Origin of the sequence: Haloarcula sp. S1AR25-4 (genome assembly GCF_031624555.1) — an archaeon.
Classification (GTDB): domain Archaea; phylum Halobacteriota; class Halobacteria; order Halobacteriales; family Haloarculaceae; genus Haloarcula; species Haloarcula pellucida.
On sequence record NZ_JAMQOR010000009.1, the window covers coordinates 1 to 19,964 of the forward strand.

Genomic DNA, 19,964 nt, shown 5'->3' on the forward strand with positions numbered 1-19,964 from the left:
CGGATTACACCACGTCGGCATGTCGCCCCGGCCGGAATCGAACCGGCGACCTCCGGATTCAAAGTCCGGCGTCCCTCGCCAGCGGAGACTCCGGGGCTCGACGTAGCCGCAGCTCTCGCTGCGGGGCTGTTGGCTAACGACTTCCGTACGCTCAGCGCGGACGAAGTCCGCTCGCTCCTGTATCGAACGAACGGAAACCAATCAGCCGCGAGCCTGGCACCCCGCACTCACATCAGGCTGTGTCCTGAGCGAGTACTGGGCACAGGCAGGCGGCAATCCCGTGTTCCCCGACCCCTGACGGGTAGTCCGTATGGGGGCCGAGTTATGCGGGTGAGAGTGTCCGGACGTCGCCGGATTGCGTCGAACTCTCGTATTCGAAGTCGACGTGGATCCGGCGGTTTGCGCCCGGGTTCTTCGCACGCTGATCTTGTAGGCACTCGCCGAACACGGGACCCGCGGCTAAGCGAGAACGAGCACGCCGCGGGGTGAGGCGAGTGATGATCATCGTGTTGAACTCTCTCGGTTTGAGGGGTGTATCGGACGTCAGCCTGAAATATCGTGGCAATTGTATTAAAATTAGTTAGGGTGTGTTACCCACAGACACGGCAGTCACACTCCAAGATACGGTTGCACACGACGTTTAATGTCCTAGCATTGGCTGTCGTCGATAGCCGGACGCTGGCCGGTGTTCTCGGTTGGACCCACAGAAACTATTTACACCAACCTGCTCTCTGTGGCGATAGATGAGTGGCCGATCGCCGGTCCGGTGCTAGCCGGGAGCCCAGTCACACGGCGTGACTGACGGTTCTCGGTTAGATACCAATGACCGAGAATACCGACTCAAACGAATCTCAGAAGCCAGGGAGTGCAAACAGCGGGTGTTCCAACCACACAGAACAGCGATCATCCTCCGGATGCCAGTGCAGTGGTGCTTCCCCGCCGTGCGATGCATGTGACACCACCCAGTACGACAAACTCCACGAAGTCTCTCTCGGTGAACGGGCATATGATGTGTGTGGTGATTGCCTCCAGCTCCTCGTTGACGATGTCGAGGAGTACCACTGGTGGGACCGCCTGACTGAAGCGCACTACAATCGCGCTGCGGAGTTTCTCCGCTCCCTCGATGCAGTCTGGTGCGTCAAAGATCAGGCGTACGCTGGCGGGGAACTGTGGGTCCACACGCCCTATTGCGATGCTGCAGTCGTCAGAGATGTGTGTGACCACTTTGGCTTTCAGATTCGCTGGTTTAGCGTTGTATACCCCGTTGACGATGGCTTCGAATGCGTCTCCGAGCACGGCCCCTGTGTCGAAATCAACCTCACGTTCACGACCCACCGTTCGGATCCACTCCCGCTTGAATACGACATTCAGAACGACGTGACGTACCACGAGATCGAGTGGCTTGACCACCATCATCGCCTGTTCGACTCGATTCTCGATTGAGATAGAGGGAGCGAACGCACTCGAATTCAGTGATGGCGACGCGGACGCCGAGGAGTTCTCCCGGAGAGACAGTAGGTGAGACTGCCTGTTCCGATGCATACGGTCTTCGCGATTGACAGTGATTCACCTTCAAAAATTTCACGACTTTCATACCTAACACTCTTTACAGCAGACGACGTACCTATTTTCAACGATGTCCATCGACCGAGACACATTCGAGAACACGAGCGAGGACGAGCTCGCCGATCTTTCGGTTCCTGATCAGGTCCTCGGCTTCCTCATAGCAAACGACGACTATGCGTTCAAGGCCCGCGAGATTGCGTCTCAGACCGGTCTTGACGAAGGCGCGGTTAGTACGGCACTCTCTCGGTTGAAGGATCGTGTGCTGGTCGAGCACAAAGCAACGTACTGGGCAGTGACGGACGACGAAGAACGCCTCGAGGGATATAGCGGGTATGAGCGGGCGACTGCCCTCTTTAACGAACAGCTCGGACCGGAGGACAAGGACGCTTGGCGTGAACACGCGCCCGAGAAGGCGCATCCAAGCGTCGATACTGAGGACGACCAGTGAGCGACACATCCCAACCAATCTTCGAACGAGGGGATGTCGTGTATGGTGACGATCCATTCAAGGGTGAAGAAGAGGCTCGTCCGTGGCTGATCCTCTCGAACCACGAGGGCCGTCCATTCCACGGCGATCAGTATATCGCGCTGACACTGACCACTAAATCGTGGCTGAATGACCTCATCGAGATCCCCGAGGAGAGTTGGATTCGCGGTGGAATGCCGGATGACAGCAGAATTGTTCTTTGGGGCGTTCAATCAGTCAATCGTGATGATATCGATTTCTGGCAAGGACGTCTTGATGCTGAGCTAGTCGATGTAGCCGCCACAGCGCTTGTTAAGGAGCTCCGGTAGCACCTGATGTAGTTGCTAATCATATATCGATATGCGCTATATCGATTGCTTCGGGTGATTGGGTCCTGAGCTCTGACGACGTCTTCTTACCTCCGTTTCTAGCCAATCAGCCTTCCTATGCTTCTATATGATATTCTATAATATTTGCTATAGGATTCTCTATATGGATAAAAACGGGGTAGTCAGGAGTTAGCGCCGTACACTTCCTGAGAGAGGTTGCTTAGATTGTGCGGAAGTGATCGTACTCTCGGAGCGTCGTCTGGAGAGAGGCGTGGCGCAACCGATTCCGGACAAAGTAGATGTCGAACCGATCGTTATCGCGCTCGTGCAAGAGTCGATAGGCGAGACTATGACGCAGGACGTGAGGATGGACGTCCTCTGGATCCCCACGACCGAAGTTCCCATCCTCGTATTTGTAGGGACGAACGTCGGCTTCGACCGCAGCCCGTTTGACGAGATTCCGAACTGACCGCGTCGTGATCTGCTCTTTCTGGCGGCTCGGGAACAGATAGGGACTCTCCTTCCATCGATTGTCGAGGTAACTGTTCAAAGAGCGCTGTGTGCCCAGCGTTCCGTCGACGTCGAGCTCGAGGTGGTGAGACCGTGGCCAATCAGAGCGGCCGTTGTGACTCGATTTCTGGATCTCTTTCGGGAGATAGAGTTCTCCCTGGTCACGTAGGTACATCTCGACCGTCAGCTGCGTGAGCTCCTCGTTACGGAGCCCGGTATCCGCGAGCAACGTGATGATAGCTTCGTTGCGCTGTCGGAGGTACTTCGCCCCGGTATCGATCGCTACATCACGCATCGCGTCGACCTGGTCGGGCGTGAGCCAGACATCGGCCTGTTCGTTCGGCTGAGTTTCCGAATTCGTATCGGTGGACATCGGTTTATATACAGTTACCCGCGAGAACGCCCGCCAGCCACTTTGAGTTTCCGACTCCATTAACAAAGTCGGAAAGTGAGCGCTCTATGGGATGACGACAGGAGAAGCATCCATCCATTCCCAACGAGGGAGTCACTCTTTCAGATATTGTTTCCGTAGCTGGGAGACATAGTGTGTATCCCAGCCTTTGGTTTCGACGTAGTAGGTGAGCACGGCCTCAACGTATTCTACAGGTAGAATCTCATGCGTTGCGAACGTGCAGAGGATGTGTGGTGTCGTGAAGAGGATATTCCGATCGTCGAGCGCGAGGTTGACGAACAGGTAGTTGGTTGTATTGAACTCGTCCGTGATGAAGAGATCCGCCTCCAATTCGTTAGCCAGCCAGATGCATTCGGATTCCCCACGATCGAGCCCATAGTCGAGCGGTTCGTCGATCTGTGCGTCGATATCGTGTGCCGTTAGATGATGTGCTGCCTGAAGCACGAGGTCGGCAGCTGCAGCCAGGAGATCATCGCTCCCAGTTGCATCGGTGAGCTCTCCCAACACGCTCGCAGGTATCTGGACATCGTACCCGCTGAGTAGTGCTTTGAGCGGATCCGCACCGGAGGGGGCTTGCGGACGGCCGTCGACGACGGGGGTGGCGAGATTCAACAAGACGTTGGTATCAACGACAGCAACCGCTTTCTCCGACATCGTCAAGCGTGGGACTCGTCATCTGACGACTCAGACGAACTCGAGTCCGTCCATTCGGCAACCTCGCCGTCGTAGAACGCTTCGTCGCTGGGGAGGTCGTCCTCAAGCTGGGGGATGGCGGGTGTCCGGTCGATCGACTCCCGGAGGAGTTTCATTCGCATTGCTTCTTCGCGCCCGAGGATTGCTTCGACCGTGTCGTAGTCGACGCGCCCGTCGTAGTAGGCGTCGCTAAGCCGCCGGCGGAACTCCTTGTCGTTTGCGAGTGCTTCGAGTTCGTCCTCAAGAGCGTCGATGAGAAGACGAGTCCGGGAGGTATCGAGGATCTCAACGACGCTGTCGGCGCGCTCGACGAGGGACTTTGGGGCATTGAAATCGACCCGTGTTTTCTCTTCGGCCATCAATCGATGTGTAGAGTCTACACATACTTAGTTTCGTCGTCCGGCTCGAACGAGTCCAAAAATCACGATAGCGATGGACCTTCGATGAGATAGCTGCTCACTCAACCCACTGAGTGAGGCGGACCCATCTTAGAAGTCTATCTCAATATCTGCCACTTCGAAGCGACGTCCCAAATTGCTGATCAGACCAAAAACAAAGCCTACCAGAACAAACAACACTCCGCCAATAAACAGGAGTACAGCAATTGTGTAGATGTCTTGACCGATAGAGATGAACGGCAATTCCACGCTCCTGAGTAGGAGAATTGCAAAACCAACAGCTGCTGGAATCGCAGCATCTCGGGCCATATTCTCCCCTCTATCTCGAAGCTTCTCCCACCGATCAGGGTCGGGGTAATCAGGGTGAGCTTTGATCATCGACGTAGGAATCTCTTCAGGATCGATACCGGCCCAGTAGATCGACGAGGAATCGTTATCGCTCTCTTCGTCGCCTTCGTTCTGTGGGATCCACCAGACACGACCTCGTGAAACTTTGAGGCTACTCACTCTTCCTTCTTCTTCGAGGCGATCTAAACGCCTCTTGACCGTTTGTGGCTTGACGTCGATGAATTCCACATCAGCTACATCTTTTGTCTTAGCTACTGGGGGCTTCTGCGTCCGACAACAGTGCGCTACAGCGCGCTCTAATTCGTCATCGGTTACCTTCGGTCTGGATGGTGGTGGGTCGATGGAAATCGTCATTCACCCCTGTTCTTGGTTGACTATAGGTGATTCATAGTCAACCGTAATACTACTTTGGGGGATCTTACTTGACCGTAGGTGGAGTCCGGACAACCGGGACAGTACGTTTTAGTGACATGCTTGTGTATGGATAATCACGGCATGACAATCGCGCCAAGCATATCTCACCCTTGCTTGGCTCTGGTTGGGGAAACGGTCCCCGACTGGGCTGCTCAGCCAGCCGAGGACATCTTTGGTAGGGTGGTCTCGGCTGGTTGGCGTGCCCGAGTCGTGGAATCAATTACTCGGCTGACGGGCAGTGCCCGTAGTGCCCCGTATGTTGTCGAGCCCAAAGTGTTTGTGGCTCAGGCATTTCGGGAATTCTGCTCGTCGCCATCTCAGTGCCACAACGGAGGTGAAAATATGGCGACGATTCGACCCGATTCAGGAATCCAGCTACTCATCATCATCGGCGCGATGTTCATCTTCGCGAGTGTCCGGCCGGATCTCGGGATGATGCTACTCGTGCTCGGTGTTGGTGCCTGGGCCCTGTACAACGTAGCAAACCTGACGCGGCAGTTCTGAAACTACTTGGTGATTAGGATTGGGTTCTATTGCTGGAACTCAATTCCCGACCACCAAGCTCAGCGTTCAACTCCTGCTTTTCGAATTGCGCGGTCTCAGTTTGCACCCTAACCGGTCAACGATTCGTTCTCTTTCCGAGCTTTCGCTGTCTTCGTCAGCACCCACTTGTTGGCAGCGTTACGCCACCCCATCGGCTCGTACGTACGCCCGCGGCTCACGTCGTCGCTCTCGATGACTGCCGTAACCACATCGTCGAATCGGACGATCCGCACGATATGATCCGTGGGGTTCGTGAGCGCGTCTTCGAGCGATACCTCGACGTCTACTGCAGCTGCGGCGACGGCACGAAGCGTTGTCGGCATATCCTCGGGGTCCTCCTCGCCGCCAGCCTCCGTCTCGTCGGTCTCATCTGGCTCGACATCTTCGGGTTCTCCGCCGTCAGCGACCGACTGAGTCTCGTCGTCGCCGGCGTCTTCGGAGTCCAGCGCTTGGCTTTCTTGCTCATGTAGGTCCTCGAGGAACCGCGAGATCTCTTCGTCGAGGAGTGGCAGCATCTCTCTGTTGTTCGGGTCGAAGAACGCCCGTCCAGTCCGCTCATGTAGAATGAACCGACCGCCCCCTTGTGAGACTTCGTCAACGACGTTGATATCTTCGAGATGGTCAAGGAGTGTGTCCACGCCGTATTCAAGCCGGTCGCCGAGGATCTCTTTGAGATCGCTCGTGGGGACCACGCGGTCATTGGTCTCGAAATACTCGTTCGCGTAGAGCCAATTCGCGAGCGCGATCATGCTCTCGCAACTGTCGAGATGGCCCTTCTCGTCGCGGATATACTGTTCGAGTCGGTCAGTGTCGTCGGAATCGCTGGTACTCATTGTGTAGTGTGGTGGGTTCTCGATCACTACGGGTGGCAGTTCCTCGGCGTGAGTCCGGGTTCTGTTCGAGAAGTAGGCGTCCACGGCACTCTGAGCGGGCTCTCACCGGACGACGTCGCATTCCCAACGGCCTACTCTAACAGAGGTTCTGTCTGAACTTAATGGTTTTCCACCCTATTCTCTGTATTACTATTGTCTTATACGCAACAGACATATCCTGAAACACCGAAATAAGTCCGAGTAAGCGATTTTACCCCGATATTTCTGGATACAGATCTCTTAGAATCAAACGAATTGTATCAAGATATTGTAACGGTCGCTCTCGGATAATCAATTCAGTCAGCTCCTCGTCAGTTTTCCTAGCTCCGATTCACCCCCTGATTTCGGAGATACTCTACGAATAAGGCACTAAAACTGGATTTCACAATTGGAATTCGGTCCGCTAGTAGACGGAGTTATCCCGATTATGATCGAGTGTGAGACTTCTCCGCCCCCAGAGAGTACAAGTTCCATGCGGTCCTGTTACTCACTAATGTCGCCCTCCAGGTATCGACGCTCTACAGGACTGTGGCCCAGTTCGGACAAGACGAGGCGTCCCGGCCATCAAGAGGGGGGTCATACCGATGCTCAATGAACACATTCCCGATTGGGAGACAGTTCCCGAGGCGCTTCGCAAACGCGAGCAGTGGGTCTGCTGGCGTGCAGTTGACACTGATGACTCAGCAGACGGAATTTGGCTTACACCGATCGATCCGGCCACTGGCGAGCGCGCAACCTTTGATGATGAAATGACCTGGGGAAGTTTTGAGGATGCATACACCGCGGCAACGACTTCCGAGATGGATGTCAACGGACTCGCTTTCTACCCGACTCGTGAGGACCCATTCACTGGCGTCGTACTCGGCAGCTGTCGCGACCCAAAGACGGGCGATCTCGATGACTGGGCCCAGACGGTGATTGAGACGCTTGATTCCTACACCGAAATTGTATCTGGCGGCCAAAGCATTCGGATTATCGTTGCGGGGCAGCCACCGAGTTGGACCTCCAGGCCGATCAATATCTGTGATGCGGAGTTCCATATCCCAATCACGGGCGAGCAGTTGTCGTCGACATCGGCGACGATTACCGAGCGGACGGCGGCACTCCGGGCCGTCTACAAGGCGTGGAAAGGAGCTACCGACCCAGCCGAAGCTGCAGCCACGCTGTCTGCCGTCGATATTCAGGAATTCGGTGGACTACCATCAGAGTCTGGTGTCGACGTTGATTTGAGTGATACCACCGTCATCGAACGGGCACAGTACGGGCCCGCTGGTGACGTCTTCCGGCGGTTATGGACTGGCAGTAGTGCAGGGTATGCGAGTCAAACAGAGGCTGACGTCGCGTTCTGCAGCCAGCTTGCGTATTGGACTGGTGGTGATGGCGAACAGATGGAACAGCTGGTTCGACAATCGGATCGACATCGGGCCAGGTGGGTGCGTCTTGTTTCAGAGGATACGCTGTACGACGAGCGAACTATCGAACAGGCACTCGAGCTTGTCGACGATTACCACGATCCCCAGTCAGAACCTGGTAGGCTTTGAGAGCTCTCCGGATCCCGATTCAAAAAGCCGGTAAGATTGTACGTCGCGGCCTTGAGTGACTGAGTATGAAATTCAGCGGTGAGATCCTCGTTGAGCACACACATAGCGAGGTCAAAACACATTGGCTCGAGCGATCTGGGCCTCAATTAGTTCTTGATATCGACGACGCCGAACTATTGGATGAAGAAATCGAGAACACGATTGAACAGTACATAGCAGACACGGGGATACATTACGTGGATGAGTTCGCCAGCGGTGGTGACTGGGTGACCTGCCAATTCGGACGAGTTGAAGTTCCTATCGATAGTTGGCATTGCAAGATTACAGGTACTAACTGTCCGATCCAAGCAAAAATCGATCTAACCAACAAAGAGCGATTCCTCCATGGATGTAACATAGAAGCCTCTGAGGAGACTGTCCAAGCGAAGTATGATCGCAGCCCAGAAGAGTTCAAGGAAGACATCTGGGACACTGTTACTGACGGTGATTATGAGGGTCATCATCACCATCCAGGAACTGCGCCCTGCTCTTTCTGTGAAGACGCTAACCGACGTGACTCGTATTATCTCCCTTGGGAAATGACCAGACTAACTGACCATCTCGGTGATTACGAAGATGCTAGAACGTCTGTAGAACTTGTTCAGGAGGGTATTGCGTACAAATTGGGGAATGCTATTTGTTCAACGTGTTTCGTCTCTCTGGAAGAGTCTTACCCGTCAGTCGATTTCAGTGAGTATGGGCTTGACTTGAATACCTATGATACGGTTGAATATACGTTTGAGCCATAGATCCAACGCAGCAATTTGTGCGATCCGTCAGGGTATATTCTAGTATTTTTACCACTCCGGATTTGAACCTCCGTAAATTAGTCCCGATCTGAGAGTGGGCATTTACACAGGTATTTCAGGACTATTCTGCAGGTTCTGGGTACTGAAACACTCTCGAACCGGTGGCTCTCACCTCTGTAAATCTCCGCGATTATTAGGGGTAGTGAGGGTTGGTTATTCTGCGAGAGAGGTGTCTAGGTGAGGTATGTTCGAGAAGTGAAAGGTATCAGGAGTGGGTGGTGGATGTCGATGTCGCGAGGTGGGTGCGAGCGGCGTCGTCGTAGTGGCGGCCGTACCAGCCGGTGATCGTGTCGATCCGGTCGATGCCGGGACAGTGGTAGTCGGCGTCGGTGTGGCTCTGATCGAGGTAGCGGTTGCCGACCTGGATGCTGTAGTTTTCTGGCGTATCGAACGGCGCGTTCGCGATCCGGCAGTCGACGTCGTCGGCCTCGTGGAGGCGGTTCAGCGTCTCAAAAGCAGTTTCTCTGTTCTCGAAGATCCAGAGGTGCTGGCGCTCCGGCTGTTCGGCGAAGGTCGCGAACTTCGTGCGAGGCATAGCCCGGTCGTGGTGGTCAGTCAGCACCTCGGCTTCCCAGGTAGCCCCGTCGAGTGCTGTACTCCGGACGTCCGGCTGAGCCTGCCCCTGTTCACCGGGATACAGCTCGACGGAGCGGCCCTGCTGGCGCCAGATTGCGGAGACGACGGCGACGCCGGTGCGGTGGAGAAGCGATTCGTCCCAATCACCGACGAGCCCAGTGTCGGGCTTGAGCTGGTGCTGTGGAAGCTCGTCGTCATCAAACAGGCCGGCGAAGAGCGTGTCCATCGCGGTTCGAGCGCTCCGAGTCGGTGTCCATCGAACCTTGCGCCGGAGGATGTACTGCTCCGTGAGCCACGGCTGTGACTCCTCACTCTGGCCGCTGTGCCGGTCGTCGACGAGCGGCGGCGCCGTCGTGGGAGCCTGGAGGTCGGTGAACGCAGCTTCGTATTGTTGCTCCCACTCCACGTCGGAACAGCCGAGGAGCGTCTGGAGGTCCGGCGGACGATGCCATCCGATGTGATAACGCTGGTTGTCTCGCTCCAGCACGGCGCCGTTGTACCACTGCGCGATCGCCCAGAGAATATCGAGCGCCGGCGGGGACCAGTCCTCGAGGACGTCGTCAGCTCGCCTTCGAGCTTCTGGCGGTGCGTGATCCATTCGTTGTGCCCTCGGTTACACTCATCTAATTGTGCTGTCGTCTTGAAACTCATCTTGCGGCATTCACCCAGAGAAACTGAGCCGCTCTCCCGGTCGATAGCTTCTAAGAAAGTCCGCCCGTTTGACGCTCTTATGCGTATTTAGAACGGCCTACCAACCGCCGAACAGTTGATCATCATCGTCGATTTGGACCAAGCGCTCATCTGGACCAATCCCAGACTCAAGATCATCTAGTTGGCGTTGATCGCGTTTGGAGGTCGTCGTACCGCTATCTATCTCGACTACGGGGTCACGGCCAAACGGGCTATCAGCTGTTACATCGGGTACTCGTCCGTTTCGTTGCTCGGGATCAGGGTAGTCCGATGTGTGATCCGCCCGCACATCTGAATAACCGAGTGTATTGAACAGATCTGCTTGGGCCTCCACACGGTCGTCGTGGCCGTCGTCGCCGAAGAGATCGAACATGTGCTTCGATAGCACGCGCCGCCCCTAAGGATTATCGGTGGACTGACCGTATCAGGCAGTTCCTGGTGCTACTTCACCGCACATCACGCCCGGACAAAGCTCCGGAAACAGTGGAGGGGGTAGATTATTAACCAACAGGCTCTGGTTTTGATTCGGATTGTTGGTTAATACTCCGAACGTGTCTACTGTCGAGTACGGGCTGTGAACAGGCCGAACTCTCAGGATATTGAGAGGATGGCTGTCGTACTGTCGAGCTTATACTGAAACCTCGTCGGGCAATTTTGAGTGGGTTCAACGTCCCGAATTCGCGAGAATCGGGGATTTCTTTCGCCATCTCCAGGGGCGCGCGGCCATCCAGCGAGGCGTTCTTGACACAGAGTCGTTCGTGGCTCTCATCGGTACTCCCCGAATTTGCCCCGTTTATCCCGTAGTCGAGCAATTTTAGCGAAATAGTGGTGAGGCGGCAGCTCGTCGAGGTATTTTCTATCGGCTCAAATCGGCCCGACGGGGTTCTTCTGCGATTTGAGTGCGTTATTCCGCCCTGCATATCGCGGAATTCGTCCAAAGAAAGAGGCGATATGCAATGTGCGAAGGCCTCCGGCTCTCTCCGGCCGAGGGGCCATCTGTGGAGTCCTGACTTTCGGAATGTATCAATTTGAAAGAACAGTCTGGTGTACTGAGTCACCGGGGCGATTGTCGTTCCAACGACCAGCCGGAGGTATCGGGTTCGCCGCCTTGACGGCACTATTTGTGAGTCCGTCTCATGGGCCCCTGATGTTGATGACCGCGGCGCGCATCCTGTCGGATATGGACTGTCCTGCGTGCGGTGGCCCGGTCACGCTCGAGGTCGGGCCGGACCGACCGCCGTCGACGTCACTGTCCGACGCGGTTCTCGATGCTGCTGAAGACGAGCGTCTCGACGTCGTCCGGACGTGCTGGGACTGTGGGTGGCAAGAGGAGCGCCGGCTCCGCGTGGAGGCAATCGAGACGACCGCCGGCGATGCAGACGCAATCGAGCGAGCCCGCCTTCTGGAAGAGATTACCGATGAACTCGAAGCCATCGAGGCTCTCGGGACGCTGGAGGACACGCTTGCGGAGGTTCGTCGACAGCGACGGCTGGAGCCAGCGGCGGAAGACACGAACGAGAACGCGACGGAGGAGTAGTGATGGCCGACTCTGAGCCCCTCTATGACGTTCGTGAGCGCACCGGGAACCCCGAGCATCCATCGGTTGATGACGTCATCGACCTCGTCCTCGAGCGAGCAGAGAACCCACGAGCGGATCATCAAGACGCCCACCTGGACGAAGCGATGGCGACTCTCGTCGACAGATATGACTCGGAGACCGTCCGGACCATTATCCATCGGATTCTCGTAGAGGAGTATCCGTTTCGCACTGCGACGGCGGACCTCGACGTCGACAACATCGACGGCGTTCGAATCGGGACGGCGGCCGGCCAATTTCTTGCAGAGCTGAACGCGCGAGAGGACGATTGAGATTGATTCCTGCCGCAGCGTCCGGGGTATCCTTCTGACAGTGGCGTTGGTTGTTAGCGAAGCCTGTAGTAATTCCTATAGTCCCCGAACACGGCCACCTACCGCAATATTTCCTGTTTCTGTCCTACAACAGGTATGGGACATAGGGGCCGAAGGCAATGAGCAGCCCACTCAGTACGTGGGGCCACTCGTTCGACAGTTTCCAATTCTCGATCAGCAGATGCAGGTACCACATACCGACTACGAGCAGGAGGCCGGTAGTCTGGACAACGACGAACGGGAAGGGCTCCACCAGCTGGGGAATGACGACGTCAATCAGGAGGCCAGCGCCGACACCGACGCCGAGAATGATCAGGAGCGCCCGTTCCTTGCTCTGGAGTGTCTGCCGACTCCGGAACGAGATGTCGCTCGTACTGTAGGCGAAGTGTGTAATCATCCCGGCGGCAACCCCTTTCAGTGCCATCACCAGCAACTGTCGTAGCTGCGTGAATCCGTCAAGCGACGCCAGAAGTTGGTCCAGGGGCCGGACATCGACGAGCGCAACGAGGACGACGATGGAGCCAATCCCGAGCGGCCAGACGTGTTCGGGATCGATGTACTCACTGTCCGCAGCCCACGACATAATCGCATCATACAGGCCAGACATTCGGGTGCCGATAGCCAGCCCGCAATTGTAAAGCATCATCGTCGAAAGCCCTCGGCCGCTCGACGCCCCGCGACCGCCCCTGCGCGCCTCGTCCCTGCGGTGCTTGCGGGGTCGGGGGACGACCGAGGCGGCCTCGCCCTTTCTGAGTCCGCCAGGTAGTGGCCTGGTTCCTCATCGACGATCTCGGCTGTCCGGTGTGTCTCGAACGGCTCGCGCCGCTCGCCGCTGCCGCCCTCCGCGTCGCTCGCGACCGACCATTCCGGGCGGTCTGCCTGCAGTAGCGGGCGGACTGCCGGGCTAAAGTGAATGTGCCCTCGACGCCAGCGGGAAAGCGCGGGGGCTGCGCGGCGTCGCTGCTCACCCCCCACGCTTTCTCCGCTGGCCGCTCGCTCCGGGCGGGTCGGCGCGCGGCGCTGGTTGTGTCCCTCCGTGCGGGCGCGCTCTCGCTCGCGCCCAGGAGGGCGCTCGCGAAGGCGCGAGCGAGAGCGCGCAGACGGCTCTGTCGGTCGTGACGTCGAGGAAACCCCGTGCTGGAACACGGGGAGTCGGGCGCTGTGGTGAGCGCCTTCGGGATACTGCAATGACGAGTAACAACGCGAGCGAAAAGACGGTTTCGGACGTACAGAGTACGACCACCGAGGAACGCGGTCACGAGCCGACGGTCGAACACGAACCGTCGGGGCGGTCGGCCTGTCCGGAGTGTGAGGGCCAGGTGATCACCGAAGACGAGCAGTCGTTCTGCACGGACTGTGGGCTGATTGTCGCCGACGAGTGGGTCGACCTGAGCCCGACGCTGAACGACCTGGGCCTGGTCGGAGACGCCGACCAGAGCATCGAGACGGTGGACCCGCTGCGAACGGACAAGGGCCTGCACACGAAGATTGGGAGGAACACAGACGGTCGGGGTAATCCCCTGAGCAACGAGCAGTGGGAGAAGGTCCAGCGCCTCCGGAAGTGGCACAAGCGGATGCAGTTCGGCGAGAAGCGCAAGCGAACGAAGCGGCTCAACGAGGGGCTGCGGGATGTCGAGATGATCGGCGGCAACCTGAGCTTGCCGGACCACGTCGTCAAGATGGCGGCACAGTTCCTCCGGAGCGCCTCGGAAGCGCGGCTGCCGGGCGGGCGGATGGCCTGGGAGGCACTCGCCGGCGGCGCCGTCCTCCTGGCCGCGCGGGCCTCATCGGTCGACCGGGACGAGATCGATATCGCGGTCGCGACGCACACCAAAGCGCCCCACGAGCGGGTGTGCGCTGCGGCGCGGAAGATACGGTGCGAATGCGGGTTCGACGCGCCGCTCATCAGACCCAACGCCGTGATGGAGGTCGTCGACGCGCTCGATGACGACGCTATCCCCGGGGCGCGAGCCGTGCGGACGTGGCGGCTGGCTCAACACCTGATGAAACTCGGCGACCAGGTGCCGGTCGGGCCGGGAACGCCACGGTGCACCGTCGCGGCGTCGGCGCTGTACGCGGCGGATCGCTTGCTCTCGCGCAAGCATCTCACCCAGGAGCAGGTCGCTGTGGCGGCGAGCACGATTGTGCCGACGTCCCGAAACCGGATCGCGCGGTACAGTCGGGAGCTCGTCGACGCCTACGAAGCCGAACACGGTACGAACGACCCGGGTGTCGGGCTCGAGGCGGAACGGGACACCCTGCGCTGAGCGGGGCGCTCCCTCGTTTTATTGGTGACCACCGCCCGTGGACGCCCCTCCGCCCCACCCACCGCTCCGTGCTCGCTCCCTGCGGTCGCTGCGCGCGCAGCCACAACCTCGCTGACAGCCGTGTCATACACCTCTCGGGACCTCTGTTGATCCTTTAGGAGAGGATTCATTTGGGGACGAAGCCGAAAGATACAGTGTATCCACTAGCCGGGTTGCCGGCAGGGAGAGGGGAGTGTGGGGGAAACGGGCCTTCGCCCGATTAACGACCTTCTTGCCCCACGTGGCCGCTTTTGATTTGATGCTGTACTTCTCGTTCAGCCTCGCCGCAATCTTGTGCATCATCTGTTTCGTAATGTAGATGAACACCTCCTTGACGCCGCCCGTGACCGCCACCTTGCCCAGTTTCAATAGCGCCTTCCCAACCGACTGGGAGTCAAACCCATTCCCCTCCGGGGATTTGAACCCCGACTATCTCCCCTGGAAGGCGGACACGGGTATGTCAACGTTAGACGTCCACAATAATCGAAGTTATGGTCGGTCTGAGAGGGGAATACCGACTATTTCACCGTCGGCTCTCTACTCGAGCTGATTCCAACAGGGACGCTCTCGACAGTGCCTATGATCTCTGTAGGTTTGTCGTACCCACGAGGAGCGGAGTGAGAAACAAATGAAGGCTGTTCCATCATATACCGTCGATAGAGAAATCGCGGCGACGCTCCGCGAATGGCTGTTCGAGAGCGCGGTCGAGAAACACGGTGAGTCCGAGATCTCCGAGCCACTCGCTGAACTGGCGGCTGCCATCGACGGCGTGCTCTACGAGGAAGCGGAGGCCGTCGAACTCGGTGCGTGGACACAGACGGATCCTCCCAGTCACCGAGATGCATCACACGTCGATGGGAGCCCAGTCGGTGAATCTCGATCAGATGACGCACGCGAACCAGCTGAGCCTGATACTCTCGATATGAGCATCAGCAGGCCAAATCGTATCTACGACACGCTTCCCGATTCGGCCTGGCAGCTCGATCACGATCAGTCCACGACGAACCGGGAGCGACCGCCGACAGTAGCGTCTCACGGCAAGGCGATACCGGCAGCGAACCCCCGTACACGACGGCAACAGCACCGTCCGTCAGTCCGGTATCGCACCGCGTACAAGTGCTCCGTGTGCAGCAGCGTTCGTGAGTTAGAAACCACGCTTCGAGTCTGTGCGTTCGTCGACGAGTGTTCCAGCTGCGGAGCGGTCGCTCGCTTTACTGCAGACGGAATCCCCACGCCGCTCAGAAAGGACTGATCGCAGCACGTCAGTTACAGATCGCGCGGCTGGACCGTCTTCCGGTCGTTCGCCTCAGCCCGTCGTGCGGCGTCGTCGAGCAGCTCGGCGACTTCGTCGTCCAGGGCCTCGTAGAAGTCTGTGGAGACGTTGTTGTCGTCGAGTGCCTCCTTCACGGCCGATTTGACAATCAGGTCTGCCATACGTTCTCGTTTCAGCCACCGCTCACATAAGCGTAGATATTCAATTGCGGCTCTCGACTGCGAGTCGTCGATATAGCGGGTGATTTGGGATGGTCTGACAATATCTTACCAAACAGTAGGAGTGTATTGCAGACGCTGAGTTTGGTAAGAGTGTGTTGTCCAAATACAGCCACCGCTTGGACAATAACGTGCGACGATACCTCAGGGTGGCCGGAGATCGCGCCACCGAACATCCGTCTTTGTCCCGTCGTTCAGCTGAACACGGTACAGCACGGCGTCACGATCATCACCCGTGACGGCGCCGGCGTCGTCCTCTAAGATAGCGATGATTTCGCCGTGCCGCCCGTGGAGCCGGTCATAGTCCGGGTCCGTCTCATCAGGAATATCGATTCGCACACGGTCACCCTCCTCGAACTGGTGATCGGTCATTCTCGGTCCCGGAGGTACTCCGTTCGTTCGTGGACGTCTTCCTCGAACTCAACGAGCCACTCTTCGAATGGTGCGTCTTCCTCTTCAGTACTAAGGAACCGTTCAATGAACCCCTCCTCTGCATCTGCCGACGCCGGGTCGACGGTCCTGACCGAGATGTTTTGCCCCTCCGGCTGTTCGCCCGCCTTCAGGAGTTCGAATGCCCTATCGACGATGGCCGGATCATAGTCCAGTCGGAGACGTCCGAGATTATTCGTCCACATCCCGAGGCGGCCGTTCTCGAGCTGGTCAACGCGATACGCGAGTTGAAGCGTCGTCATACAGCACAGCGTTGCCAGATCGTCGATCCCAGCATCAGCAGCGCACTGCGTGATCCGCTTCCAGCCGTCATCGATTGACCCCTCCACAAATGGGTACTCCTCTTCCGAGACGCGATACTGCAGAACGGTTTCTGTGAAGCTGGCGTATTCACGCCAGACGTGTCGAAGTGGTTCTGCTTCATCGGGAAGCGTCCACTTCCGCCCCTCTGTTGGGGAAATCCAATTGATGTCCTGATCTTGTACAGCGGGGCCGTACCGGTCGACAAGAGCCTCGAATATTTCGACGATTTCTCGGCTGTAGTAGTCTCCAACGACGTGGTGGGTCACGTTCGAATCCGGTCGGCGTCGCAAGAGGAGCTTCATTTGGAAATTCAGTGGATGGAAGACCGCTCGAAATGTCGAGTACTCGGCGTCGCTGGCTGTAGCTTTCGTCAGTTCGAGCAGTGACTCTTTGACTGGGGTTCGAAGGCGGTTCCCCTCCCACGTCAAGGGCGCCGCATCGAACGTGTCTCCGAGTCCCTCAGCAGCGTCCTCGGCGACGTCAGTAAAGCCGCGGTCGAGCCCGTTGAGAGCGACCGCTTCGACATCGTCGACTGCGTCCGAAACCAGGTCGTATTGCTCGTGGGTGTATGCTTGCTCCAAGATCGGCGGGACATACTCCGTGAGGACCTCAGTCGAAACAGCCGATGCGTACTGTGCGGCGTCTTCCTCGGTGTGCTCGCTTTCGAGGTACTCGAACGTCCGGATGAGAACCGTCCGAAGTCCGTCGATTCCCTGTTCTGCGGTTTGGTATTCGCCCAGCTCGATGGCCCGGGCAATCGTTCGGTACAGTGGCCGAATCGGATGGACCTCGATTTCGGTGAATATCGTTGCGGTCGCTGGAAGGTATTCGTCGGGTGCGAGTTCCCGTTCGACCAACACCGAGATGAGATCGTCGGGCGAGCTGCGCTCGATCATCAGCTGGATGAATTGGTACAGCGCAAACGTGGAGACAGCAGCAAGCGCAAACGCGATCCCGACGACTGCGTTCAGTAGGCGACTGTTCTGTATCGGGAGCAGATAGACGACCAACAGGTTGAACCCGATGGCACCAACGAAGAGCGCGAACGTCGTACGGAACAACGGCTCCTTGATGAACAGTGAGGTGAGGCGGGCCGAATATCGCGTCACAACGAGTTGTAGGGCGACGACGGTCACGGAGAACACGATTGCCAGAACGGAGGCTTCTGCCGTCGCTAACGTCGTCAGTAGCGCCCTGATATTATCGGTCTGAACAGCAGGGTTGAGGAGAGCGGTCAGCGTCGCGACCACCGTAGCCGTAGCCACTATCAGGGCAGTATATCGAACAATTAGATTGTGGGACCACTCTCGGATGGAGTCCTTCAGATTCTGGCCACTCATACCCTTGTTCTCATAGAGACTCCTTTACTAGCTTAACATAAGTAATGAATTCCACTCCTTTCTTACCAAACAAACTGAGGTTAAATTCCGAAATTGTTTGGTAAGGTAGCGGATGTTTGGGACACATGTCAATCTGAGATGCCTGACGTGTATGAGAATGTTCGAGCCGAAGAAGGGTGTTAAATCTCCCAATCGGTGATCTCTGCAGCATCTCCATCGCCAGCACGTGAACACGTGAAGCAATCTGAATCAACGTTTACACGGCGACTTGCAGTCCGTTGAGTTTGCTGTCCTGGCTCCCGAAGGTAGTGGTAGTGGAGGGGTGATATAGCACCAAACTGCGTGGCGTAGATCAGGATCTCACTGACCCCCATTGACGCAACTTCGCCATTTAGCGAGACGACGGATGGATCAGTTACGTCATCAATATACCCGAGATCACGGTCCTCAGCACTGACTTCAGCTGGTGCAAGGAAGTCCCGAGCTTCTTCTCGATCGATCTCGTCCAAACAGTGAAGGCAAGGCCCATCCGGGTGGATAAACGCTATACGGCCGCCCAGTTGCTCAACTGGGCCGTCTGGAGGATTGATTCCTGTGGCCAAGTCTAAATAAGGAAGGTGGGCTGCACGTGCGAGTCGGTTGAGGACAAGCCGTGGCCCATCATTATCCAGACACCCGACTACGAGATCTGTTGTGAGGAGGGTCTGAAGAGCTTCTTTGTCTCGAACGTCGGTCTCAAACACTGCCATACCAACGTCATCGCTGGTGATCTTCTCGATAGAGTCCGCAGCTATTCTGGCTTTTGATTTGCTTACGTCATCAGGGGCAGCGGTCACCGTCCGGTTAAGATTGGATACCTCAATCTCGTCCGGGTCCACAAGAACAAAGTCTCGAACACCAGCGAAGGCTAGCTGCTGCACTACGTGTGATCCGAGGCCGCCGAGCCCGACGATTCCTACCCGAAGGGTCTGTAGCCGGTCTTGTCCTTCTTTGGAGAACGCCCGAATCTGGCGATCATATCGATCATCCAAGCCGTCAGGTGCTTTTGATGACTGGGACCCCGAGGTTGGGAATTGGACATCGAGGTGTTCACCTGCGACAACTACTCGCTCAACAGCGGTCCCATTTCCTGGTTCATTCCAGTATCGCGCATCAATCGACTCTCGCCCCAGAACGATTGCTCCATACGGCGTGCCGTCCAGCGAGTCAAGCACGTACGCTGCGAAGTCTGGCATTTCCTGCTCATCCGTGAAAGAGGAGAATGTGACGTTTTTCTTGGTGAGCGGGTGTGTGTGGGCTTCGATGATTGCCAGATCCTGTCGCTTTGCCTTGTTGATCACATCCAGTATCGGATCGAGATCAACCTCATAGGCTCCGCGACCGTGGAACTCTACATCTTCATCAGCGATTGGAATGAACTCTTGAACCGTGAATCGAGGGCCGACGGTTGTTTTTGCCACACCGGCGAGGAAGAACCCGAACTTTTCGGAAGGGCTCTGCCGATCGTCGTCAATATCCCAGAGATGTTCCTCTGCTTCACTCCAAGTAGACTCTGGCGTGGCAATAACAGCCATCAGACGCCCTCCTCAAGACGTGCTTCGACGGAGCTCATGAACGTCAGCAAGTTTGACCCGTCTTTGACGTCCTCTGATGGCTTCCAATTGTTTTGTACCCGCCACGAGAACCGGTCCCAGTCCCGGCCATCGTGACGCTTGTGGTTGGTAGCAAAGCTCCCAGGCTGCTGCCCATTACACTTGAGACCGGCAGGAACCCAGAAGTTCCGTGGTGGTGTCTCCGGGTAGCCGGACGGCAGCTGGAGTAAGACCTCGGTGGTCTCGCGGTTCCACTCCTCGTCGAGTTCGACACCCTCCACGAGTACCCAATCGAAGTTACCCCCGTGCTCGATTGATGGGTACTGCTGCTGGAGCAGGTCGATCTCGGCTTCGAGCCTGTCTTGCAT

General features: G+C 57.1%; 26 protein-coding genes and 1 tRNA gene. 12 read left to right on the forward strand and 15 right to left on the reverse strand.

Going from position 1 to position 19,964, the window contains the following annotated elements; genetic code table 11:
- Nucleotides 1-22 precede the first annotated feature (22 nt).
- A tRNA-Gln gene (locus tag NDI85_RS20765) sits at nt 23-98 on the reverse strand.
- Nucleotides 99-903: 805 nt separating this feature from the next.
- Complete coding sequence (locus NDI85_RS20770; RefSeq protein ID WP_310916871.1) at nt 904-1,416, reverse strand: hypothetical protein; 513 nt, start codon at nt 1,414-1,416, stop codon at nt 904-906.
- A 220-nt stretch (nt 1,417-1,636) separates the two neighbouring features.
- On the opposite strand from NDI85_RS20770, the gene NDI85_RS20775 reads away from it, so the two are divergent.
- Nucleotides 1,637-2,014, forward strand: coding sequence for a helix-turn-helix domain-containing protein (locus tag NDI85_RS20775; RefSeq protein ID WP_251331570.1), 378 nt, complete (start codon nt 1,637-1,639; stop codon nt 2,012-2,014).
- Nucleotides 2,011-2,361 (forward strand): type II toxin-antitoxin system PemK/MazF family toxin, encoded by a 351-nt coding sequence (locus tag NDI85_RS20780; RefSeq protein ID WP_310916872.1) that lies wholly within the window; start codon nt 2,011-2,013, stop codon nt 2,359-2,361. The genes NDI85_RS20775 and NDI85_RS20780 overlap by 4 nt, the downstream gene beginning before the upstream one ends.
- Before the next feature lie 220 nt (nt 2,362-2,581).
- Here NDI85_RS20780 and NDI85_RS20785 read toward each other — a convergent pair whose 3' ends face one another.
- From NDI85_RS20785 to NDI85_RS20800, 4 genes are all read right to left on the reverse strand, one after another.
- On the reverse strand, nt 2,582-3,304 hold the full coding sequence (locus NDI85_RS20785; RefSeq protein WP_310916873.1) for a site-specific integrase: 723 nt from the start codon (nt 3,302-3,304) through the stop codon (nt 2,582-2,584).
- A 72-nt stretch (nt 3,305-3,376) separates the two neighbouring features.
- Complete coding sequence (locus NDI85_RS20790) at nt 3,377-3,937, reverse strand: hypothetical protein (protein ID WP_310916875.1); 561 nt, start codon at nt 3,935-3,937, stop codon at nt 3,377-3,379.
- Between the two features lie 2 nt (nt 3,938-3,939).
- Nucleotides 3,940-4,335, reverse strand: coding sequence for a hypothetical protein (locus NDI85_RS20795; protein ID WP_310916876.1), 396 nt, complete (start codon nt 4,333-4,335; stop codon nt 3,940-3,942).
- A gap of 129 nt (nt 4,336-4,464) precedes the next feature.
- Nucleotides 4,465-4,950, reverse strand: coding sequence for a hypothetical protein (locus NDI85_RS20800; protein ID WP_310916877.1), 486 nt, complete (start codon nt 4,948-4,950; stop codon nt 4,465-4,467).
- Nucleotides 4,951-5,478: 528 nt separating this feature from the next.
- Here NDI85_RS20800 and NDI85_RS20805 point away from each other — a divergent pair.
- The 5 genes from NDI85_RS20805 to NDI85_RS20820 all read left to right on the forward strand — a co-directional run bounded on the left by NDI85_RS20805 (nt 5,479) and on the right by NDI85_RS20820 (nt 8,880).
- Complete coding sequence (locus NDI85_RS20805) at nt 5,479-5,640, forward strand: hypothetical protein (RefSeq protein WP_310916878.1); 162 nt, start codon at nt 5,479-5,481, stop codon at nt 5,638-5,640.
- A gap of 275 nt (nt 5,641-5,915) precedes the next feature.
- Nucleotides 5,916-6,149: an SWIM zinc finger family protein gene (locus NDI85_RS22415; RefSeq protein ID WP_396275605.1), complete on the forward strand. Its 234-nt coding sequence runs from the start codon at nt 5,916-5,918 to the stop codon at nt 6,147-6,149.
- Nucleotides 6,150-6,296: 147 nt separating this feature from the next.
- On the forward strand, nt 6,297-6,668 hold the full coding sequence (locus NDI85_RS22420) for a hypothetical protein (protein ID WP_396275606.1): 372 nt from the start codon (nt 6,297-6,299) through the stop codon (nt 6,666-6,668).
- 467 nt (nt 6,669-7,135) lie between these two features.
- Nucleotides 7,136-8,092: a hypothetical protein gene (locus tag NDI85_RS20815; protein ID WP_310916880.1), complete on the forward strand. Its 957-nt coding sequence runs from the start codon at nt 7,136-7,138 to the stop codon at nt 8,090-8,092.
- 65 nt (nt 8,093-8,157) lie between these two features.
- Nucleotides 8,158-8,880, forward strand: coding sequence for a hypothetical protein (locus NDI85_RS20820; protein WP_310916881.1), 723 nt, complete (start codon nt 8,158-8,160; stop codon nt 8,878-8,880).
- A gap of 265 nt (nt 8,881-9,145) precedes the next feature.
- Here NDI85_RS20820 and NDI85_RS20825 read toward each other — a convergent pair whose 3' ends face one another.
- Nucleotides 9,146-10,114 carry a hypothetical protein gene (locus NDI85_RS20825; protein ID WP_310916882.1) on the reverse strand — a complete coding sequence of 323 codons (969 nt, stop codon included), beginning with the start codon at nt 10,112-10,114 and terminating at the stop codon, nt 9,146-9,148.
- 150 nt (nt 10,115-10,264) lie between these two features.
- Entirely contained in the window at nt 10,265-10,579 is a 315-nt protein-coding gene (locus tag NDI85_RS20830) for a hypothetical protein (protein ID WP_135806802.1), read from the reverse strand.
- A gap of 774 nt (nt 10,580-11,353) precedes the next feature.
- Between NDI85_RS20830 and NDI85_RS20835 the strand changes: the two genes are divergently transcribed.
- Entirely contained in the window at nt 11,354-11,743 is a 390-nt protein-coding gene (locus NDI85_RS20835) for a hypothetical protein (protein ID WP_396275607.1), read from the forward strand.
- Between the two features lie 2 nt (nt 11,744-11,745).
- Nucleotides 11,746-12,075, forward strand: coding sequence for a hypothetical protein (locus NDI85_RS20840; protein WP_310916884.1), 330 nt, complete (start codon nt 11,746-11,748; stop codon nt 12,073-12,075).
- 124 nt (nt 12,076-12,199) lie between these two features.
- Here the strand turns inward: NDI85_RS20840 and NDI85_RS20845 are convergent, their stop codons facing one another.
- Complete coding sequence (locus NDI85_RS20845; protein WP_310916885.1) at nt 12,200-12,760, reverse strand: hypothetical protein; 561 nt, start codon at nt 12,758-12,760, stop codon at nt 12,200-12,202.
- A gap of 119 nt (nt 12,761-12,879) precedes the next feature.
- Between NDI85_RS20845 and NDI85_RS20850 the strand changes: the two genes are divergently transcribed.
- Nucleotides 12,880-13,002 carry a hypothetical protein gene (locus NDI85_RS20850; protein WP_310916886.1) on the forward strand — a complete coding sequence of 41 codons (123 nt, stop codon included), beginning with the start codon at nt 12,880-12,882 and terminating at the stop codon, nt 13,000-13,002.
- 299 nt (nt 13,003-13,301) lie between these two features.
- Complete coding sequence (locus tag NDI85_RS20855; RefSeq protein ID WP_310916887.1) at nt 13,302-14,381, forward strand: transcription initiation factor IIB family protein; 1,080 nt, start codon at nt 13,302-13,304, stop codon at nt 14,379-14,381.
- Nucleotides 14,382-14,504: 123 nt separating this feature from the next.
- Here NDI85_RS20855 and NDI85_RS20860 read toward each other — a convergent pair whose 3' ends face one another.
- Nucleotides 14,505-14,789, reverse strand: coding sequence for a hypothetical protein (locus tag NDI85_RS20860; protein WP_310916888.1), 285 nt, complete (start codon nt 14,787-14,789; stop codon nt 14,505-14,507).
- A 259-nt stretch (nt 14,790-15,048) separates the two neighbouring features.
- Here NDI85_RS20860 and NDI85_RS20865 point away from each other — a divergent pair, with 259 nt between their 5' ends.
- A complete protein-coding gene (locus tag NDI85_RS20865; protein WP_310916889.1) occupies nt 15,049-15,672 on the forward strand; it encodes a hypothetical protein in 624 nt (207 codons plus the stop codon).
- Between the two features lie 14 nt (nt 15,673-15,686).
- Here NDI85_RS20865 and NDI85_RS20870 read toward each other — a convergent pair whose 3' ends face one another.
- The 5 genes from NDI85_RS20870 to NDI85_RS20890 form a co-directional block, all read right to left on the reverse strand.
- Nucleotides 15,687-15,854, reverse strand: a complete 168-nt coding sequence (locus tag NDI85_RS20870; protein ID WP_310916890.1) for a DUF1931 domain-containing protein — start codon at nt 15,852-15,854, stop codon at nt 15,687-15,689.
- A 201-nt stretch (nt 15,855-16,055) separates the two neighbouring features.
- The gene (locus NDI85_RS20875; protein WP_310916891.1) at nt 16,056-16,283 is read right to left on the reverse strand and encodes a hypothetical protein; all 228 of its coding nucleotides are present in this window, start codon (nt 16,281-16,283) and stop codon (nt 16,056-16,058) included.
- On the reverse strand, nt 16,280-18,004 hold the full coding sequence (locus tag NDI85_RS20880) for a DUF2254 family protein (protein WP_310916892.1): 1,725 nt from the start codon (nt 18,002-18,004) through the stop codon (nt 16,280-16,282). The genes NDI85_RS20875 and NDI85_RS20880 overlap by 4 nt, the downstream gene beginning before the upstream one ends.
- A 179-nt stretch (nt 18,005-18,183) precedes the next feature.
- Nucleotides 18,184-19,578 (reverse strand): ThiF family adenylyltransferase, encoded by a 1,395-nt coding sequence (locus tag NDI85_RS20885; protein ID WP_310916893.1) that lies wholly within the window; start codon nt 19,576-19,578, stop codon nt 18,184-18,186.
- The gene (locus NDI85_RS20890; protein WP_049983777.1) at nt 19,578-19,964 is read right to left on the reverse strand and encodes an E2/UBC family protein; all 387 of its coding nucleotides are present in this window, start codon (nt 19,962-19,964) and stop codon (nt 19,578-19,580) included. The genes NDI85_RS20885 and NDI85_RS20890 overlap by 1 nt, the downstream gene beginning before the upstream one ends.

Excerpts from the sequence above, each read along its gene's own strand:
- NDI85_RS20775 (WP_251331570.1), top strand. The coding sequence starts at position 1,637 with ATGTCCATCGACCGAGACACATTCGAGAACACGAGCGAGGACGAGCTC.
- NDI85_RS20790 (WP_310916875.1), bottom strand. The coding sequence starts at position 3,937 with ATGTCGGAGAAAGCGGTTGCTGTCGTTGATACCAACGTCTTGTTGAAT.
- NDI85_RS20805 (WP_310916878.1), top strand. The coding sequence starts at position 5,479 with ATGGCGACGATTCGACCCGATTCAGGAATCCAGCTACTCATCATCATC.
- NDI85_RS20835 (WP_396275607.1), top strand. The coding sequence starts at position 11,354 with ATGTTGATGACCGCGGCGCGCATCCTGTCGGATATGGACTGTCCTGCG.
- NDI85_RS20870 (WP_310916890.1), bottom strand. The coding sequence starts at position 15,854 with ATGGCAGACCTGATTGTCAAATCGGCCGTGAAGGAGGCACTCGACGAC.
- NDI85_RS22415 (WP_396275605.1), top strand. The coding sequence starts at position 5,916 with ATGATCCGTGGGGTTCGTGAGCGCGTCTTCGAGCGATACCTCGACGTC.
- NDI85_RS20815 (WP_310916880.1), top strand. The coding sequence starts at position 7,136 with ATGCTCAATGAACACATTCCCGATTGGGAGACAGTTCCCGAGGCGCTT.
- NDI85_RS20795 (WP_310916876.1), bottom strand. The coding sequence starts at position 4,335 with ATGGCCGAAGAGAAAACACGGGTCGATTTCAATGCCCCAAAGTCCCTC.
- NDI85_RS20890 (WP_049983777.1), bottom strand. The coding sequence starts at position 19,964 with ATGCAAGACAGGCTCGAAGCCGAGATCGACCTGCTCCAGCAGCAGTAC.
- NDI85_RS22420 (WP_396275606.1), top strand. The coding sequence starts at position 6,297 with ATGGTCAAGGAGTGTGTCCACGCCGTATTCAAGCCGGTCGCCGAGGAT.
- NDI85_RS20880 (WP_310916892.1), bottom strand. The coding sequence starts at position 18,004 with ATGAGTGGCCAGAATCTGAAGGACTCCATCCGAGAGTGGTCCCACAAT.
- NDI85_RS20770 (WP_310916871.1), bottom strand. The coding sequence starts at position 1,416 with ATGATGGTGGTCAAGCCACTCGATCTCGTGGTACGTCACGTCGTTCTG.
- NDI85_RS20820 (WP_310916881.1), top strand. The coding sequence starts at position 8,158 with ATGAAATTCAGCGGTGAGATCCTCGTTGAGCACACACATAGCGAGGTC.
- NDI85_RS20865 (WP_310916889.1), top strand. The coding sequence starts at position 15,049 with ATGAAGGCTGTTCCATCATATACCGTCGATAGAGAAATCGCGGCGACG.
- NDI85_RS20855 (WP_310916887.1), top strand. The coding sequence starts at position 13,302 with ATGACGAGTAACAACGCGAGCGAAAAGACGGTTTCGGACGTACAGAGT.
- NDI85_RS20885 (WP_310916893.1), bottom strand. The coding sequence starts at position 19,578 with ATGGCTGTTATTGCCACGCCAGAGTCTACTTGGAGTGAAGCAGAGGAA.
- NDI85_RS20825 (WP_310916882.1), bottom strand. The coding sequence starts at position 10,114 with ATGGATCACGCACCGCCAGAAGCTCGAAGGCGAGCTGACGACGTCCTC.
- NDI85_RS20840 (WP_310916884.1), top strand. The coding sequence starts at position 11,746 with ATGGCCGACTCTGAGCCCCTCTATGACGTTCGTGAGCGCACCGGGAAC.
- NDI85_RS20830 (WP_135806802.1), bottom strand. The coding sequence starts at position 10,579 with ATGTTCGATCTCTTCGGCGACGACGGCCACGACGACCGTGTGGAGGCC.
- NDI85_RS20785 (WP_310916873.1), bottom strand. The coding sequence starts at position 3,304 with ATGGAGTCGGAAACTCAAAGTGGCTGGCGGGCGTTCTCGCGGGTAACT.
- NDI85_RS20845 (WP_310916885.1), bottom strand. The coding sequence starts at position 12,760 with ATGATGCTTTACAATTGCGGGCTGGCTATCGGCACCCGAATGTCTGGC.
- NDI85_RS20875 (WP_310916891.1), bottom strand. The coding sequence starts at position 16,283 with ATGACCGATCACCAGTTCGAGGAGGGTGACCGTGTGCGAATCGATATT.